This is a genomic window from Flavobacterium lindanitolerans, assembly GCF_002846575.1.
In the GTDB taxonomy this organism is placed as follows: Bacteria; Bacteroidota; Bacteroidia; order Flavobacteriales; family Flavobacteriaceae; genus Flavobacterium; species Flavobacterium lindanitolerans.
This window is the reverse complement of record NZ_PJND01000010.1, coordinates 197,392-215,702: the sequence shown is the minus strand read 5'-3', so window position 1 is coordinate 215,702 and position 18,311 is coordinate 197,392. Positions and strand designations below refer to the sequence as shown.

Below are 18,311 nucleotides of genomic sequence, written 5' to 3'. Positions count from 1 at the left end.
ATTGGAAACTAAAATTTCAGACGTTTTTTTTGATTTGGACCATACCTTATGGGACTTTGAAAAGAATTCTGCGTTAGCATTTGATACCATCCTGAAGAAACACAAAGTTAATGTGGATATTCAGGAGTTTATTTCGTTATATGTTCCCGTAAATATTAAATACTGGAAGCTTTACCAGGATGATAAAGTTACACAGCAAGAATTGCGCTATGGAAGACTGAAAGATGTTTTTGACCATATGAAAATTGAAGTCGATGACGAAATGATTCATTTTTTAGCAGAAGAATACATCAGTTATCTTCCGCAGTTCAATCACCTCTATGAAGGGGCAATAGAACTGTTGGAATACCTGAAGCCAAAATACAGGCTGCATATAATCACAAACGGATTCCACCAGATACAAAATAATAAGTTGGTCAATTCTAAAATTGTGCATTATTTCGAAACCATTACCAATTCCGAAAATGCAGGTGTAAAAAAACCACATCCGGAAATATTTAATTATGCTTTGGATTTGGCAAAATGTGCCAAAGAAACAAGCGTCATGATTGGTGACAATCTTGAAGCCGACATAGAAGGGGCCTTGAATGTGGGGCTTGACGCTATCTTTTTTAACGAACACAATTTAGAAACCCATCCTAATATCAAGCAGGTAAATCATCTGCTGGCCTTAAAAAAATATCTTTAAACCTCTCGTTATGAAAAAAAACATCCTAATACTATTCCTATTTGCCTCTTTATCCGCTTTGGCACAACGTTCATTAAATGATTACAAATATGCTATAGTTCCAATAAAATTTGATTTTTTGAGTGAGCCCAATGAATACAGGCTGAACACTATTACAAAATTTAATCTGACAAAGATGGGATTTGAGGCTTTCTATTCAAATGAAGATTTGCCATTAGAAACAGCCGGAGAAAGATGCAGCAGGGTTTTTGTTAATGTAGAAAAAATAAGCTCATTACTGTCAACAAAACTGGTTGTCGTATTTAGGGATTGTAATAATGTTGAGATTAACAGGAGTGATGTTGGAGTAAGCAAAACCAAAGAATATAAAATTGCTTATCCGGAGGCACTGAATGATGCTTTCAAATCACTGTTTACTTTTGGATATAACTATAACGGAACGGTTTATAAACCGGAATCGGCTAAAAAGGTAGAAACTCCTAAATCTTCTGTTGAGCCGGAAGATACTCCTAATATGCTTTTTGCGCAGCCAATTCCTAATGGTTACCAATTGGTAGATAAGACGCCTAAAGTGGTATTCAAAATTTTCAAGACTTCTCACCCTGACTATTTCACAGTGCAATCGGATACCATTAACGGGGCATTAATCAGAAAAAATAATGAATGGGTACTGGAATATTATAAAGACGATAAGCCGGTTTCAGAAAAACTTTTAATTAAGTTTTAATAACCGTATTTGTCTTTCCAACGATTTTTTAAAAATTCCCTTGTTGACTGTTCTCTGGAATTATTTCCCGGAACATAGATAGGGGTATTTTTTATTTCATCGGGAAGGAATTCCTGCTCGGCAAAATTGTTTTGATAATCGTGGGCATATTTATAATCTTCACCATAACCCAGTTCTTTCATCAATTTTGTTGGTGCATTTCTTAAATGAAGCGGAATAGGCAGGTCGCCAGTCTGTTTTACGATTTGCTGTGCTTTTCCAATTGCTGTATACGAAGCATTGCTTTTAGGCGAAGTTGCCAGATAAATGGCGCACTGGCTTAAAATAATCCTGCTTTCCGGATAGCCAATGGTTGAAACTGCCTGAAACGTATTGTTGGCCATGATAAAGGCTGTAGGGTTTGCATTGCCAATATCTTCGCTGGAAAGAATCAGCATACGTCTTGCAATAAATTTGACATCTTCACCTCCTTCAATCATGCGGGCCAGCCAATAAACGGCCCCATTTGGATCACTACCGCGAATGGATTTTATAAATGCGGAAATAATGTCATAGTGCTGTTCACCGGTCTTATCATATAAAACCGTATTTTGCTGTACCAGTTTTAGTACGGAATCATTCGTAATTATGATTTTTTCATCGTTGGAAGCATTAACGACGAGGTCGAAAATATTGAGCAGCTTTCTGCCATCTCCACCCGAAAGCCTTAATAAAGCTTCCGTTTCTTTTAATTCAATGTTTTTTTCTTTCAGATAGACGTCGGTTTTCATAGCCCGTTCAAGCAACGCCTCCAAATCTGATTTTGAAAAGGCATTCAATATATAAACCTGACAACGCGACAGTAATGCGGGAATTACTTCAAAACTAGGATTTTCAGTTGTGGCACCTATCAATGTTACCCAGCCTTTTTCTACAGCGGCTAATAAGGAATCTTGCTGCGATTTGCTGAAACGGTGAATCTCATCAATAAATAGGATTGGATTTTTGGCAGTGAACAAACCGCCACTTTGCTTGGCTTTTTCAATAACATCACGCACTTCTTTTACGCCGGAATTAATAGCGCTTAGGATATAAAACGGACGTTTGGACTCCTGTGCAATAATTTGGGCCAGGGTAGTTTTTCCTGTTCCCGGTGGTCCCCAAAAAATTAATGAAGGAATGATGCCTTTTGCAATCTGATGGGTCAATGACCCGTTAGGGCCTACTAGTTGCGGTTGGCCTAAATAATCTTCAAGTTGTTGCGGGCGAATTCTTTCTGCTAACGGTGCTTCCATTTTGTAAAATTACTGAATTTGAAGAAGTTTTTTTTAAGGAACACAGCATAAACTTTTGTGAAATTTCTGAAGGCCTATATTTTATCTTATGTGAGGTAAAACAGTTTGCCTGATTTCAAATGCTGACAAAATAGCACGAAAATAAAAGTGGATAAGTTTTTGACAGTTTTTGGTAAAAAAAATCCTGAAAGCAATGGATGATAAAAATTTACGATTCTCACCTTCGGTTTTGGCCTGGCCATTATTTTCCGTAGTTCTTTTGTGGATTATTTTTTGGGCAGAAGTACGTTTTAAACTCAATCTTACAGAATTTGGAATTTACCCGCGAACTTTTTCCGGATTGAGGGGAGTTTTATTCAGTCCGTTTCTTCATGGCGATATCCAGCATCTTTATAATAATTCGATTCCGCTGTTTCTTTTAATAGCAGCAATGCGTTTCTTTTATAGAAACCAGACTCTGGCAGTGCTTGGATATGGAATATTGCTCTCTGGTTTTTTGACATGGGTTATCGGTCGGGAATCCTATCATATTGGCGCCAGCGGTTTGATTTATGTTTTGGTCAGCTTTATCTTTTTTAAAGGAATACAAACCCGATATTACAGGCTTGTTGCCTTATCCCTAACAATTATACTGCTGTATGGAGGTATGGTGTGGTATATTTTTCCAAACGTTCAACAGGGAATTTCCTGGGAAGGCCATTTGTCTGGACTCATAACAGGATATGTTTTCTCATTGGTCATTAAAACTCCGGAATATCAGAAACCGATTGTATATGACTGGGAACGGCCGGACTTTAATCCGGAAGAAGATATGTTTATGAGGCATTTTGATGAAAACGGCAATTTCCAAAATCTTCCAAAACCTGATGTTGATGATGAAACAGGCAATGAGGATTTCTTCAGATCCAATTATAATGTCTTTTATACAATTGTCCGTGATAATTCAGAAGGTAATCCGGAAAATAATGAAGATGGGGCAGAAGAGAATACCTAACTTCTCTGTCTTACTGTTTCATAAAGGAAAGCGCCGCAGGCAACCGATACGTTCAGGGAAGCAATAGTTCCAAACATTGGCAACTTGGCCTTTTCATCTACAATTTTCAAAACGGAAGGATTCACCCCGCGGTCTTCAGAACCCATGACAATGGCTATAGGTTCGTTTAGTGACAAGTCATAAATGTTCTGATCCGTTTTTTCTGTAGCAGCGATAGTTTTTATGCCTGATCCCTGAAGATGGAAAATAGCATCTTTGATGTGTTCTACTTTACAGATTGGAACATTAAAAACAGCACCTGCCGATGTTTTTACGGTATCTCCGTTAACGGGAGCGGCACCCTGTTTTTGAATGATGATTCCATCGACTCCGGTACACTCTGCAGTACGGATAATAGCCCCAAAATTTCGGGCATCGGAAATCTGGTCCAAAATAAGGAAAAGGGGAGTCTTTCCGCTTTCCATCACAGTTTCTATAAGCGTTTCAAGATTGTGGAAAGAAACCGGTGCAATAGTGGCAACAGCACCTTGATGGTTATTTGGAGTTAGCTTGTTTAGTTTTTCTACAGGCACATAAGAAAAATTTACTCCGGCACGTTTCATGACTTTCATCAAGTCTTTCATCAGTTCACCCTGAGCGTCTTTCTGTATAAATACTTTGTCTATTTCTTTTCCTGCCTGAATAGCTTCTATGATAGCTCTGATTCCAAAAATTTGATGTCCTTTTTCCATGGTGGCAAAGATAGGATAAAGTTGTAAAGAAATAAAATAAGGCCGGCGAATTCGATTCTGCCGGCCTTTGTTTTATACTTGTTTTGATTAATTAGTTGGTCTGGAAGATATCCGGCCAATCAACGCCGCCTTCACGGGTTAAGGTAACGGTACCGCCATCACCCCATGTATTTCTCCAGGTAAAGACCATAACAGGTCCTGTAACACTGACAATGTTATAGGTGAAAGTATCAGAATACTGATCCGAACCGCTAAAAAGAAATTCGCGGCATACCCATGTTAAAAAGGCGCCATTAGGTCCAACAGCAGGGTCGTCGTCGTAAATAGCTCCATACAATCCGAATGAGGCATCATCAAGACTGTATTTTCCTGGTTCGGTTTCAGTCCATGTTACTGTACCGCTAATAGTACCCGCAATTCCCGTTCCTGTACCTGTTCCTTCTCCGTCACCATATTGCATAGATGTCTGAGTATAAGTATGTGTTCCTGACAGATCATCTGTAATTGGGCACAATGGTTTCAGGTTGATTATGATAGTGCCTGTAGATTCTTTTGTAGAAACTCCTACCGGGAAACTTCCTGTAGCAGCAGTCAGTTTCAGTGCAATAGTCAATGGAACCGGTAATTCAGGGTCTAGAGAAGATGAGAGTATCTTGATTGGGAATGTGGTCTGAGTTTCTCCTGCCGGGAATGTAAATGTCCCGTTGTTTAAAATGACAAAGTTTGTGCCTTCAACAGCTGTTGTCTTGGTGGGATCTACTTCATACGTAACTACAATGTCTGATGGAGCCGCAGAGCCGTTACCACCTACTAAACGGGCAGGAACCTGAAATTCTGCTTCGTCCATTCCAATATCAAATGTTCCGTCAATAGAGCCAGACGGAAAGTCAACAAGGTTCGTCCCGGCACCAAAATCTGTCACATCATCATCTACAAGACAAGATGAGAACAGGGCCAATATGATCGCAATAGCTGCGAATTTGAATTTATTTTTTTTCATGTTTCACATTTTAATTAGTTATCCCAAAAAATAGGTGATGTAAAAGCGTCATCCGTTGTCTGGTTAGGAACATTTGCAGAGTTGGCCACATATTCTGAGTTAGGATACATTAATCTAATTGGACGTTGTGGTCTGCTTGCAATTAATGATAAAGGAATGCCTGATGGGAATCCGGTTCTGGTGTATTCAATCCAGGATTCGATACCGTTAATACTGTTTAAGGCAATCCATTTTTGTGTTATGATGGCTTCAATTTCATTTCCTGCAGAAGCATTCCATCCCACAAGATTGGTAGCTTGTGAATAATAAGTGTTTGCCTGAGCAGCTGTAAGCCCTAAAGTTTCATATGAGGCCTCGATTCCTGATTCATAAAGATTTTGAGCACTTCCGGCAATATAGCCTCTTGCTACTGCTTCAGCCTGAAGGAAATAGCTTTCTGCGGCTGTTAAAATATAAGCATCCTGGGTAAAGTTTTTAAGTACTCCATTTCCTAATCCTGAGTATGGCACAACCACTGTTCCTTGCTCGTCTGGAGCACCCTGGTTTATTCCGGCAAAACCTCCGCCAGGAATTGGGGCATAGATTTTTTCAAGTCTGGTGTCATTTGTGCTGTTAAGATAGTCAATAGTATATTGCGTACCTTTTACTGCTCTATTGTCACTCGTTGGACTTCCAGATAATGTTGTTCCATAAGTTTCAAAAAACGGATTCATTTTTCCGGTACTCGTAATGTAGCCAGGATTGTTGGTTACGTTTTCAGTTATGAAACCACTTCCTTCATCAATAATGTCCTGGAACTTATCTGCAATATAGGCCTGTTTCGAAGGCATTCCGGATTGACGGATAAGGATTCTCATCTTTACGGTGTTGGCAAATTTTATCCATTCATCCATGTCTCCGTGAAGCATGATATCATTGTTGGCAGGATCCAATGCCGAAGAAGGTGCGTTTTTGATAAGTTCGATTGCTGCATCTAATTGCACAATTAAATCATCATAAACAGCTTCTGCGTCATCATAGGCAGGCGTCAGTTCCAAATCACGTTGCAGTGCTTCAGTATAAGGAATATCTCCATATAAATCTACTAGATACTGGAAATAGAAAGCTTTCATTATTTTGGCGATTGCCTGATAATTTTCGTAGTTTTCTAAAGATGTCTTTTCAATCTTATGAAAGTTAGCCAATGTCAAATACAGGTCATCCCAGGTGTCATCATAGAATGTACTGTTTACGATATATTGCATCTCATCCTGATAGGCAATAAATTCTTCAATGTTATTTGACCAGTTGTAAACCATAAAGTTACCCACATGGTTCATTCTTACATTGAGTTTTCTTGCTCCTGAATTTTGAGCGCTTGCCAGAAGTAATTCCGGCTTCACATTAGTGGGGTTGTTTGGATCTTCATTGATGTCCAAATAATCGCTGCAGGAAAATAGCAAGAAAAAAGAGGCAATTAATAAGGAGCTTTTTTTGAATATATTTTTCATCATTTCTTGAATTAGAAAGTTAATGTAACATTGAAACCGTAGCTTCTGGTTGGAGGAACTTCATTTACGGTTCCTACCCCAACAGCATTTCCTGTAGTAAATCCAAATTCAGGATCTGTATATCGGTTTGCCTTAGGCAAAATCATGAATACGTTGCGTGCGTTTGCTCCAATGGTAATGCCTTCAAAAGGAGAGTTGTCTAATACTTTTTTAGGGAATGAATAGCTAAGTGCTATTTCGCGGCATTTGAAAGCTGTTGCATCAATCACATAGTTTTCTGCAATGTTGCTGTAAACCGAATCCCAAAAAGGTTGTCCTCCGCTGGAAGTTGGAATGCTTGTATTGGCAGTATATACTCCCGGCGCTGTTTGGTAAGAAGAGTTAGGGAATACGAATGGTAACCTTCCTGTCTGTGCACTTTGTACTGACGAACCTGTGAAATCAAGCATTTGACCTATTTCATTATAAAATACGTGTCCTGTTCTGTAATCAAAAACAGCAGAAAGTCTGAATCCTTTATAATTAAAGTTGGTTGAAAGGCCAACGATGTAATCAGGAGTTGTTTTTCCCAGATTTTTCAAAGCTGATGATTGGATTGGGTTTCCTGTTGCCTGGTCGATAATTACTCTGCCCTGATCGTCTCTTTCATAAGCTGTTCCTTTAATAATAGGATATTCCTGTCCTACAACAGCATAAACTCCGGCAGTAGAGAAACCACCTAAAGAAAGTTCGTTAACACCAGGCAGTAAGCTTTTTACTTCAGTTTTTGGGGCGCTATAGCTCACTCTGAAATCCCAGCTGAAATCTTCGGTCTGGATTGGCACAAAGCCCAGGTCTAATTCAAGTCCTTTGGTCTGTAATTCCCCCGCATTTAGCAAAGCCCTTGTAGCACCAGATGATGAAGATGCTGCTGCATTAATAATCTGGTCAGTAGAGTTTGAAATATAATAACTCGCATCCAGCCAGATTCTTTTGTTGAAAAATTCAAGATTTAAACCAAATTCTTTTGATGTGGTAAACTCCGGCTTTAATCCTGCCAAAGCAACTGTACTGCTCAAATTAAAAGATGTCAAATCGCCATAAGGGAAACCTACAGAGCGGACATAGGTGTTTTGGTTCGCATAAGCGGAAGTAGAGTTTCCTACTTTGGTATAACTTGCGGTTAACTTTGCAAAATTCAAAACCTTTCCTTTTAGTTCAGGGAAAGCTGATGTAGGAATGAATGAAATACCATAACTAGGGTAGAAGTAGGAGTTGTTTTCTTTGATTAAAGCAGACGACCAGTCATTTCTTCCGGTAACATTAAGGAATAAAAAGTCCTTGAAGCCCAGTTCGGCGCTTCCGTATAGACCGATGCTTCTCAAACGGGAATTGAATTCAACACCGCGAAGTTCACCTGTTCTTAAAGAAACATTATATAATCCCTCAACAACTAAATTGTCACCGCGTATTCCGATTTCTTTTGTTCGGATATCCCTGATATTGTTCCCCAAAATGATTTTGGCTGTAATATCTTTAGTCAGGTTGAAATCAAAGTTAAGCATCAGGTCGCTGTTAATTCTTCTCTCAAAATTGGAACCGTCAGAAACACCCTGGTTTAAATCTTCCCTGCCACTGCCATCTGTGAAAACATGGCCGTTATTGGTGTGTTTGAAATCAGAACTCAACATACTTACCCCACCGCGGTATAAAACATTGAACCAATCGTTTATCTTATAACCTAAATCAACCGATCCCTGAAAACGCTCTGTAGAAGAAATACGTCGTGAATTTTTCAGAATCCAATAAGGGTTATAAGCATAGTTTGTAAAGTAATCCTGTAAATCTCCCTGAGAGTATACTTCTAAAGGAATGTTGATAGGAGTTTGCAAAAGTTGGCTGTAAAGGCTTCGGCCACTTTCTGTATCTGTAAAAAAGCTGCTTTCATCATCAGATCCGGTAAGGCTTCCTGCGATATCTGTTTTATCGGTAAAATAGGAAACATTTCCTGTAACCGACCAATTTCCGGAATTTTTGCTTGTATTTAAACGGAAGGTGTTTTTGTGGTAAAGATCACCAGGAATAATCCCTTCTGTTTTTACATCTTGAGCAGAGAAGAATAAATTACCATTTTCATCGCCTTGTGAGATAGAAAAGCCATTTTGTTTTGTAGTTCCAACATTAAAAAAGTCCTTGATATTGTTTTTTCGGGCTACATAGCTAAATTCTCTGATAGATCCATCCGGCAATTCCGGTCCAACCTGAACTAATGAGCCATCTAATGGCGCTCCCCAGTTAGTGTTTTCAACCGGGTCAAGTTCTCCTGCCCAGCCTTGACCAAATCTTGTCTGCCTGTCCGGGATGAACTGAACCTGTTCAAAAGTTATAGTCGAGTTGTATTGCAAAGTCATTTTACCATTTCGTCCTTTTTTGGTAGTTATCATGATTGCTCCATTTGAACCTGCAGAACCATATAATGCCGCAGCATTAGCACCTTTTAGTATAGTGGTGCTTTCGATGTCGTTCGGGTTCAATTCACTCAAAGTGCTAAGTGCAGAAGGTACACCATCAATAACAATCAGTGCTTCGTTGTTTCCTGAAATGGATCTGGCACCTCTTAATACAACCCTGGTCTGTGGATTGACCCCGCTGTTTATGGTATTAATTTGTAAACCGGACACTTTTCCAACTAACGCTGTGGCTGCATTTACGGCCTTGGCCTGATTTAATTCGTCAGACTTTACGACTTGAGTGGAATAGCTCAGTTCTTTTGGGTTTCTTTTTATTCCAAGAGCCGTTACCACGACAGTTTCAAGTTGGGTTGCATCGTCTTCCATCACAATGTTGAAATCGTTAGCTGTAGCCATAACTTCTTTTGTGGTCATGCCGATGAAACTGAAAACTAAAATGTCGGGAGGTGAAGCTTTTATTTGAAATTTACCATCAAAATCGGTTTGAGTACCCATTGTTGTTCCTTTGATGGTTACGCTTACCCCGGGAAGGGGCAGTCCGCTTTGGTCACTTACTGTACCAGAAATTGTCCTTTCCTGTGCAAAAGAAATCTGCATTATTAACGCCAGGACAAGCGTTAACAAGCCGTTTAACTTTGTTTTCATTAGATATAGGTTTGAATTAGTTAATCCAAATTTCTTAAATATTTCTTAACAAACCTATAGTTTTTTTAATTTTGTTTTTATTATATTGTAATATATGTATGCTGAATGTTAAAATTTGGCCTTAAAGCTAATGTGAACAATTGAGTTAGAAAGTTTTATTTGCTGGTTGCCAGTACTGCCATTAGCATATACAATATTAAAAAGTCCGTTTTTGGTCAGCAATCCAAATCCGAATCCCAGACCAAGAAGATTTCCGTCGTTATCTGTAGTCTTGTCCTGATAATATCCGAAATCAATGATGGAATGGATATAGATTGTCGGTGCCAAAACATATCTGTATTCCGTAAGTATAGAAGAATAAAGATTGGCCTGAAGACTGTTTTCATTAAAACCCCGGATGGAATTTATCCCGCCAAATCGGAAAAGCTCGTTGGTGATATAGCTGTCGCTCTGCAGCAGGAAGTTCTGGCTCCGGAGTGCTATAATGTTCTTGTCGTTTAAATAAAGATTGTGCCTGAGGTCTACATTGGTAAAGAACTGGCTGTTCTTTGAAGCTTCGGAATTTCTATTTCCTACGCCAGCCTTAATATTGAGTAATGTTTTGTCCGGAAATAAAAAATCATCGTTTTTGAATCGCGTATACTCAAAATTAGAGGTGATGAAAGCATTGTCAAAATCTTTCAAAGTCGAACTGTTGAGGTTCTGGATGTCATTTGATTCTGTGGATTGATATCCTACATATAATCTTGTGTTGTAATTAAAGTAATATCCGAGATCGATAGCGGTCTGCGTATTTTGAAACGTACTGTCCTGTTTAAAAATGTTTAGCTGAGCCTTGATTCCCAAGGGGCTTCTGAAAATATAAGGGAGTTCGATATTGGCGTTAAAAGTCTTTTGGTCGTTGCCGTCGCTTTTCCAGTACAGATTAAATCGTTCGCCTACGTTTAGCGAGTTGACCAATAACAGGTCAAGATAGCCATTGATTTTTAAGTCGCCTTTATCGTCATTTCCGAAACCTATGAATCCGTCAAAACGATTGGGTTTTGATTTTTCCAGATAGACATACACCTTGGTGGTGTCGTTCATAAAAAGGATTTCAGGATATTTGGTTTGGGTTACAAATTGAAATTGGTTAAAATCTTCGTGTATGTTTTTGAGATTTTGTTGGTTAAAAACTTTGTTGCGGTAACGGCGCCTGATTTCTTTTTTATGTCCTTCAGGAAATTTTTCATAGCCGTTAATTACAATATCATTTACCTGTCGTTGCTTTTCGGTTTGGAGATTCAAGTCGGCAAGTAGGATGTTTTTCTGTTTTTTTAGATTAATAAGCTGAAGCCTGGCTAAAGAGTAGCCTTTTCGTTCCAGGGAATTTAGTGTAGTGTTCAGAAAACTTTCCGTTTCCCCCAAAGGGAGTTTTAGCGTATCTCCGGGGCTTTCTACGATTCCTAATTTCCGTAGTTCAGAATCCTTGCCTAAATAAATATGTATAAAACGGGTTCTCTGCCCCAGGCGAAATTTGAATAAAAAAGTGCTGTCATCCTGTTTTTTATTTTCCTGAATTTCGTTTTCAAGAAAACCGAAACGTTTTAGTTTTTCCGAAAGGCTATTGGCTTCCTCTACGATACTTTTGGCATTGCTGTGTTTTTTGGAATAGCCAATGGAGTCAATCGTTTTCAAATCGCTTTGCGAATCCGATGTGATTTTTAAATGAAGTTTCTGGCCCAAAGAATTTAAGCTGAATAAAATACAGAATAAAAGAAAAAAAAATCGGTTCAAAATATTATAATTGTTAAAAGCAACGACACTGGATCTTCGGTTTTATTCCTGAATTTCTCAGGATTTATAAGAATAGGAAATAAGGCTTTTAGAACTGTTATCAGACCACGGTAAAAGTAACGCAAAAAAGCAACGAATAATATACAAAAATTAAATCTAGGTTAATCTGTTTGAAAATTAATGAATTAACGTTTGTTTAAAAAAAAATAATTACTACATTTGCAACCCCGTAAAAAGCGGGAAATTAAATCATAATATATATTAGTATTAATTATGCCAACAATTCAACAATTAGTAAGAACTGGAAGAACCCAGATAACTAAGAAGAGTAAATCGGTTGCTTTAGATTCTTGTCCTCAAAGAAGAGGGGTTTGTACGCGTGTTTACACTACTACACCAAAAAAACCAAACTCTGCAATGCGTAAAGTTGCGCGTGTACGTTTGACAAATGGTAATGAAGTGAATGCTTACATCCCAGGAGAAGGACACAATCTACAAGAGCACTCGATAGTATTAGTTAGGGGTGGAAGGGTAAAAGATTTACCAGGAGTTAGATACCACATCGTTCGTGGTGCGCTTGATACGTCAGGTGTTGCCGGAAGAACGCAAAGAAGATCTAAGTATGGTGCAAAACGCCCAAAAGAAGCAAAAAAGTAATTTTTTAATCAGTCCGATGTCGAAGGCGGAAGGTTGAAAGAAATATTCTTTGCGACTTTAAACTTTAGACTTTAGACTAAAATTCAAGACATGAGAAAAAGACAGGCCAAAAAAAGACCTCTTTTACCAGATCCAAAATTTAACGATCAGTTAGTGACGCGTTTTGTGAACAACTTAATGTGGGACGGTAAAAAATCAACTGCTTTCAAAGTATTCTATGATGCATTGGATATCGTAGAAAACAAGAAACAAGATGCAGAAAAATCTTCATTGGAAATCTGGAAAGATGCTTTAACTAACGTTATGCCTCACGTAGAAGTACGTAGCCGTAGAGTTGGTGGTGCTACATTCCAAATCCCGATGCAAATCAGACCAGACCGTAAAATCTCTATGGCAATGAAGTGGATGATACTTTATGCTCGTAGAAGAAACGAGAAATCTATGGCTCAAAAACTAGCTTCTGAAGTTTTAGCTGCTGCTAAAGAAGAAGGTGCTGCTGTTAAGAAGAGAATGGATACTCACAAGATGGCTGAAGCAAACAAAGCATTCTCTCACTTTAGATTTTAATCCTTAAGAAATGGCTAGAGATTTAAAATATACAAGAAATATCGGAATTGCTGCTCACATTGATGCTGGTAAGACAACAACAACGGAGCGTATTCTTTTTTATACTGGAAAATCACATAAAATTGGTGAGGTGCACGATGGTGCTGCAACAATGGACTGGATGGCACAGGAGCAGGAAAGAGGTATCACGATTACTTCGGCTGCTACAACTTGTGAGTGGAACTTTCCAACTGTACAAGGAAAGCTTCTTCCGGAAAGTAAGCCTTACCACTTTAACATCATCGATACTCCTGGGCACGTTGACTTTACCGTTGAGGTAAACCGTTCTTTAAGAGTATTGGATGGATTGGTTTTCTTGTTTAGTGCAGTTGATGGTGTTGAGCCTCAGTCTGAAACTAACTGGAGACTTGCTGACCAATATAGAGTTCCACGTATGGGATTCGTTAACAAAATGGACCGTCAAGGTTCTAACTTCTTGAACGTATGCCAACAGGTTAGAGATATGTTGAAATCTAACGCTGTTGCTATTACATTGCCAATTGGTGATGAGGCGGATTTCAAAGGAGTGGTTGACTTGGTGAAAAATCAGGCTATCATATGGCATGATGAAACTCAGGGAGCTACTTTTGATATCGTTGATATCCCTGCTGATATGGTAGACGAAGTAAAACAATACCGTTCTACTTTAATCGAGGCCGTGGCTGAGTATGATGAAAATCTTCTTGACAAATATATGGAGGACGAAAACTCTATCACAGAAGAAGAAATCAACAAGGCATTACGTGCTGCTACAATTGATATGGCTATCATTCCTATGATCTGTGGTTCTTCTTTCAAAAACAAAGGAGTTCAGTTCATGTTGGATGCTGTATGTAAATATTTGCCTTCTCCGCTAGACAAAGAGGGTATTGAAGGAATTCATCCTGATGATGCAGATTTGTTGGAAGAAGACCAAACAAAAATTATGCGTAAGCCAGATGTAAAAGAGCCGTTTGCAGCTTTAGCATTTAAGATTGCTACAGACCCATTCGTAGGTCGTTTGGCATTCTTCCGTGCTTACTCCGGACGTCTTGATGCTGGTTCTTATGTTTTGAACACTCGTTCAGGAAACAAAGAGAGAATTTCCCGTATCTACCAGATGCACGCTAACAAGCAAAACCCAATCGAATTTATCGAGGCTGGAGATATTGGAGCTGCTGTAGGATTTAAAGATATCAAAACAGGAGATACATTGTGTGATGAAAAACACCCAATCATCCTTGAATCTATGAAATTCCCTGATCCGGTAATTGGTATCGCTATTGAGCCTAAAACTAAGGCTGACGTAGACAAGATGGGTATGGCTTTGGCTAAATTGGCTGAAGAAGATCCAACGTTTACAGTTAGAACAGATGAGGCTTCAGGTCAGACAATTATTTCTGGTATGGGTGAGCTTCACCTGGATATCCTTATCGACCGTATGAAACGTGAGTTCAAAGTGGAAGTTAACCAGGGTGAGCCTCAGGTAGAGTACAAAGAAGCATTCACCAGACCGGCTCAACACAGAGAGGTTTACAAGAAGCAATCAGGAGGTCGTGGTAAATTTGGTGATATCGTATTTAGAATCGAACCAGCTGACGAAGTTGACGGAAAAGTTCCTGTTGGATTACAGTTCGTTAATGAAGTTAAAGGTGGTAACGTTCCTAAAGAATATATCCCTGCAGTAGAAAAAGGTTTCAGAGAAGCAATGAAACAAGGGCCTTTGGCTGGTTATGCAGTAGATAGCCTTAAAGTTACTTTGTTGGACGGATCTTTCCACCCTGTGGATTCTGATGCGCTTTCTTTCGAGTTAGCTGCGAAATTAGGATACAAAGAGTCTGGAAAAGCTGCTGGTGCTGTTATCCTTGAGCCAATCATGAAAATCGAAGTTATCACTCCGGAAGAAAACATGGGTGATATCGTAGGTGACTTGAACCGTCGTAGAGGTCAGGTTAATGACATGGGTGACAGAAATGGTGCTAAGACTATCAAGGCTGATGTGCCATTATCAGAAATGTTCGGTTATGTTACAACATTGAGAACATTGTCATCAGGTAGAGCTACTTCTACAATGGAGTTCTCTCACTATGCTGAAACGCCTTCTAACATTTCAGAAGCGGTAATCAAAAAAGCAAAAGGTAACGCTTAATTCTAAAGAAAAATGAGTCAAAAAATCAGAATAAAACTAAAGTCTTACGATCACAATTTGGTAGACAAATCTGCTGAGAAGATTGTAAAAACTGTAAAAAGTACAGGTGCAGTGGTAACAGGACCAATTCCGTTGCCAACTCACAAAAAGATTTTTACTGTGTTGCGTTCTCCGCACGTTAACAAAAAATCTAGAGAGCAATTTGAAGTAATGTCATACAAAAGATTGTTAGACATTTATTCTTCTTCATCAAAAACTATCGATGCTCTAATGAAATTGGAGCTTCCAAGTGGAGTTGAAGTAGAGATCAAAGTATAAGTATCTCATTAAGAAAACAACACATTATTTAGGCGAAAAAATATTTTTAGGATAAATCGCAAAATAGTTATACTTTTGCGCCTCCAAAAAATAGGATTCGTTTAAATAATGTGTTCTATTGTTTTGTATTTTAATAATTAATAATTAATATTTTATGTCTGGGTTAATTGGTAGAAAAATCGGCATGACCAGTATTTTCGATGAAAACGGGAAAAATATTCCTTGTACTGTAATCGAAGCTGGACCATGTGTTGTTACCCAAGTCAGAACCAATGCGGTTGACGGGTATGAAGCGTTGCAACTTGGTTTCGATGACAAAAATGAGAAACATTCCACAAAAGCTGATCTAGGTCACTTTAAAAAAGCGGGAACTGTAGCTAAGAAAAAAGTCGTTGAGTTCAAGTACTTCGAAGAAGAATACAAATTAGGTGATGTGCTCACTGTAGACCTTTTTGTAGAAGGCGAATTTGTAGATGTTCAAGGTGTATCAAAAGGTAAAGGTTTCCAGGGTGTTGTTAAGCGTCACGGTTTTGGTGGGGTTGGACAGTCTACACATGGTCAGCACAACCGTTTGAGAGCGCCGGGATCTGTAGGAGCTTCTTCTTATCCTTCCAGAGTATTCAAAGGAATGCGTATGGCAGGTAGAATGGGAACTGATAATGTAACTGTTCAGAACTTAAGAGTTTTGAAAGTGGTTGCTGAGAAGAACCTGCTTTTAGTAAAAGGATGTGTTCCAGGACACAATAACTCTTATGTAATCATTCAGAAGTAATGGAAGTAAAAGTTTTAAATATCAACGGAAAAGAAACTGGCAGAACGATTACTCTTTCTGATTCAGTATTCGCAATTGAGCCAAATAATCACGCGGTATACCTTGATGTTAAGCAATATCTTGCTAATCAAAGACAAGGAACTCACAAATCTAAAGAGAGAGCTGAGGTAACCGGAAGTACGCGTAAGATTAAAAAGCAAAAAGGAACCGGTACAGCTCGTGCTGGTAGCGTTAAGAACCCTTTGTTTAAAGGTGGAGGTACAGTTTTCGGGCCAAGACCAAGAAGTTATTCATTCAAATTGAATAAAAACTTGAAGCGTTTGGCAAGAAAATCTGCTTTCTCAATCAAAGCAAAAGAGTCAAATATTATCGTATTAGAAGACTTCAATTTTGAAGTGCCAAACACTAAAAATTTCATTAACGTTTTGAAAGCTTTAGGGTTAGAGAATAAAAAATCTTTATTTGTGTTGGGAGAGTCGAATAAAAATGTATATTTGTCCTCACGCAATTTAAAGGCGTCTAGCGTTGTAACTAGTTCAGAATTAAGCACTTACGCTATTTTGAATGCAAACAATTTAGTGCTTTTAGAAGGGTCTTTGGAAGGAATTCAAGAAAATTTAAGCAAATAATAGGCCATGAGTATCATAATTAAACCTATAATTACTGAGAAAATTACCAAAGATGGTGAGGTTTTCAATCGCTTTGGATTCATCGTTGACAAAAAAGCAAACAAAATCCAGATTAAGAATGCTATAGAGGCGGCTTACGGGATTACTGTTGTTGAAGTAAACACGATGAACTACAGAGCTGATAGATCTACTAAATATACTAAAAGTGGTATCATCAACGGAAAGACAAATGCTTACAAAAAAGCAATTGTTCAAGTACAAGAAGGAGAAACGATAGATTTTTATAATAATATCTAATAAATAAGGCAGAAACATGTCAGTTAGAAAATTAAAACCTATTACCCCGGGTCAGCGTTTTAGAGTTGTTAATGGTTTTGACGCCATTACAACTGATAAGCCGGAGCGCTCTTTGTTAGCACCGATAAAAAACTCAGGAGGTAGAAATAGTCAAGGAAAGATGACCATGCGTTATACGGGTGGTGGTCACAAGCAGCGTTATCGTATTATTGATTTCAAAAGAACAAAAGACGGAATTCCGGCTACTGTGAAATCAATCGAATACGATCCAAACCGTACTGCTTTTATCGCTTTGTTAGCTTATGCTGATGGAGCAAAAACTTATATTATCGCTCAAAACGGATTGCAGGTAGGTCAGAAAGTAGTTTCTGGTGCTGAAGCATCTCCAGAAATCGGTAATACATTGCCTTTGAGCAAAATTCCTTTGGGAACTGTTATCTCTTGTATTGAGTTGCGTCCTGGTCAGGGAGCTGTTATTGCTCGTTCAGCAGGAACTTTCGCTCAATTAATGGCAAGAGATGGAAAATATGCAACAATTAAAATGCCTTCAGGAGAAACAAGATTAATCTTGTTGACTTGTTCGGCTACAATTGGAGCAGTATCTAATTCTGACCATCAATTGGTAGTATCTGGTAAAGCAGGTAGATCTAGATGGTTAGGTAGAAGACCTAGAACAAGACCAGTTGCGATGAACCCTGTTGATCACCCAATGGGTGGTGGAGAAGGACGTTCTTCAGGAGGACACCCACGTTCAAGAAAAGGGTTGCCTGCTAAAGGTTACAGAACGCGTTCTAAGCAAAATCCGAGTAACAAGTATATCGTAGAACGTAGAAAGAAATAATAAGATATGGCACGTTCATTAAAAAAAGGACCTTTTGTTCACTATAAATTAGATAAGAAAGTTCAAGAAAATATTGAAAAAGGTAATAAAGGAGTTGTAAAGACTTGGTCTAGAGCTTCTATGATTACTCCAGATTTTGTTGGACAGACTATCGCAGTTCATAACGGTCGTCAGTTTGTACCAGTTTACGTAACAGAAAACATGGTAGGTCATAAATTAGGAGAATTTTCACCAACAAGATCTTTTAGAGGTCACGCTGGAGCAAAAAATAAAGGTAAAAAATAAGAA

General features: G+C 38.5%; 18 protein-coding genes. 12 read left to right on the top strand and 6 right to left on the bottom strand.

All coding sequences use genetic code 11. The features are described 5' to 3' along the window. The first annotated feature begins 1 nt into the window (after position 1). Positions 2–688: a YjjG family noncanonical pyrimidine nucleotidase gene (locus B0G92_RS15180; RefSeq protein ID WP_101472856.1), complete on the top strand. Its 687-nt coding sequence runs from the start codon at positions 2–4 to the stop codon at positions 686–688. A 10-nt stretch (positions 689–698) separates the two neighbouring features. Then, the gene (locus B0G92_RS15175; RefSeq protein ID WP_101472855.1) at positions 699–1,415 is read left to right on the top strand and encodes a hypothetical protein; all 717 of its coding nucleotides are present in this window, start codon (positions 699–701) and stop codon (positions 1,413–1,415) included. Here B0G92_RS15175 and B0G92_RS15170 read toward each other — a convergent pair. Further along, entirely contained in the window at positions 1,412–2,689 is a 1,278-nt protein-coding gene (locus B0G92_RS15170) for a replication-associated recombination protein A (RefSeq protein WP_056068859.1), read from the bottom strand. The genes B0G92_RS15175 and B0G92_RS15170 overlap by 4 nt on opposite strands. A gap of 193 nt (positions 2,690–2,882) precedes the next feature. On the opposite strand from B0G92_RS15170, the gene B0G92_RS15165 reads away from it, so the two are divergent. Then, complete coding sequence (locus tag B0G92_RS15165; protein ID WP_101472905.1) at positions 2,883–3,683, top strand: rhomboid family intramembrane serine protease; 801 nt, start codon at positions 2,883–2,885, stop codon at positions 3,681–3,683. Here the strand turns inward: B0G92_RS15165 and rlmB are convergent. The 5 genes from rlmB to B0G92_RS15140 all read right to left on the bottom strand — a co-directional run bounded on the left by rlmB (position 3,680) and on the right by B0G92_RS15140 (position 11,724). Then, positions 3,680–4,414 (bottom strand): 23S rRNA (guanosine(2251)-2'-O)-methyltransferase RlmB, encoded by a 735-nt coding sequence (gene rlmB / locus B0G92_RS15160; protein ID WP_101472854.1) that lies wholly within the window; start codon positions 4,412–4,414, stop codon positions 3,680–3,682. The two genes, B0G92_RS15165 and rlmB, sit on opposite strands and share 4 nt — an antisense overlap. 91 nt (positions 4,415–4,505) lie before the next feature. Then, on the bottom strand, positions 4,506–5,414 hold the full coding sequence (locus B0G92_RS15155) for a DUF4843 domain-containing protein (RefSeq protein ID WP_101472853.1): 909 nt from the start codon (positions 5,412–5,414) through the stop codon (positions 4,506–4,508). A gap of 14 nt (positions 5,415–5,428) precedes the next feature. Beyond that, positions 5,429–6,904 (bottom strand): SusD/RagB family nutrient-binding outer membrane lipoprotein, encoded by a 1,476-nt coding sequence (locus B0G92_RS15150; protein WP_056068850.1) that lies wholly within the window; start codon positions 6,902–6,904, stop codon positions 5,429–5,431. A gap of 11 nt (positions 6,905–6,915) precedes the next feature. Further along, a complete protein-coding gene (locus tag B0G92_RS15145; RefSeq protein WP_101472852.1) occupies positions 6,916–9,999 on the bottom strand; it encodes a SusC/RagA family TonB-linked outer membrane protein in 3,084 nt (1,027 codons plus the stop codon). Positions 10,000–10,107: 108 nt separating this feature from the next. Then, positions 10,108–11,724 (bottom strand): BamA/TamA family outer membrane protein, encoded by a 1,617-nt coding sequence (locus B0G92_RS15140; RefSeq protein WP_245867900.1) that lies wholly within the window; start codon positions 11,722–11,724, stop codon positions 10,108–10,110. Between the two features lie 324 nt (positions 11,725–12,048). Between B0G92_RS15140 and rpsL the strand changes: the two genes are divergently transcribed. The 9 genes from rpsL to rpsS all read left to right on the top strand — a co-directional run bounded on the left by rpsL (position 12,049) and on the right by rpsS (position 18,308). Then, complete coding sequence (gene rpsL, locus B0G92_RS15135; protein WP_007136570.1) at positions 12,049–12,432, top strand: 30S ribosomal protein S12; 384 nt, start codon at positions 12,049–12,051, stop codon at positions 12,430–12,432. A 90-nt stretch (positions 12,433–12,522) separates the two neighbouring features. After that, positions 12,523–12,999 (top strand): 30S ribosomal protein S7, encoded by a 477-nt coding sequence (gene rpsG / locus B0G92_RS15130; protein WP_056068845.1) that lies wholly within the window; start codon positions 12,523–12,525, stop codon positions 12,997–12,999. A gap of 10 nt (positions 13,000–13,009) precedes the next feature. Beyond that, complete coding sequence (fusA, locus tag B0G92_RS15125; RefSeq protein WP_101472850.1) at positions 13,010–15,166, top strand: elongation factor G; 2,157 nt, start codon at positions 13,010–13,012, stop codon at positions 15,164–15,166. A 12-nt stretch (positions 15,167–15,178) separates the two neighbouring features. Further along, positions 15,179–15,484, top strand: a complete 306-nt coding sequence (rpsJ, locus tag B0G92_RS15120; protein ID WP_056068841.1) for a 30S ribosomal protein S10 — start codon at positions 15,179–15,181, stop codon at positions 15,482–15,484. Positions 15,485–15,638: 154 nt separating this feature from the next. Further along, positions 15,639–16,256: a 50S ribosomal protein L3 gene (gene rplC / locus B0G92_RS15115; RefSeq protein WP_056068839.1), complete on the top strand. Its 618-nt coding sequence runs from the start codon at positions 15,639–15,641 to the stop codon at positions 16,254–16,256. Next, positions 16,256–16,885, top strand: a complete 630-nt coding sequence (gene rplD, locus B0G92_RS15110; RefSeq protein WP_101472849.1) for a 50S ribosomal protein L4 — start codon at positions 16,256–16,258, stop codon at positions 16,883–16,885. Before rplC ends, rplD begins: the two co-directional genes overlap by 1 nt. A gap of 6 nt (positions 16,886–16,891) precedes the next feature. Then, entirely contained in the window at positions 16,892–17,182 is a 291-nt protein-coding gene (gene rplW / locus B0G92_RS15105; RefSeq protein ID WP_056068835.1) for a 50S ribosomal protein L23, read from the top strand. A gap of 16 nt (positions 17,183–17,198) precedes the next feature. Continuing rightward, a complete protein-coding gene (gene rplB, locus B0G92_RS15100; RefSeq protein ID WP_056068833.1) occupies positions 17,199–18,023 on the top strand; it encodes a 50S ribosomal protein L2 in 825 nt (274 codons plus the stop codon). A 6-nt stretch (positions 18,024–18,029) separates the two neighbouring features. Then, a complete protein-coding gene (gene rpsS, locus B0G92_RS15095) occupies positions 18,030–18,308 on the top strand; it encodes a 30S ribosomal protein S19 (protein ID WP_014085019.1) in 279 nt (92 codons plus the stop codon). Positions 18,309–18,311 lie beyond the last annotated feature (3 nt).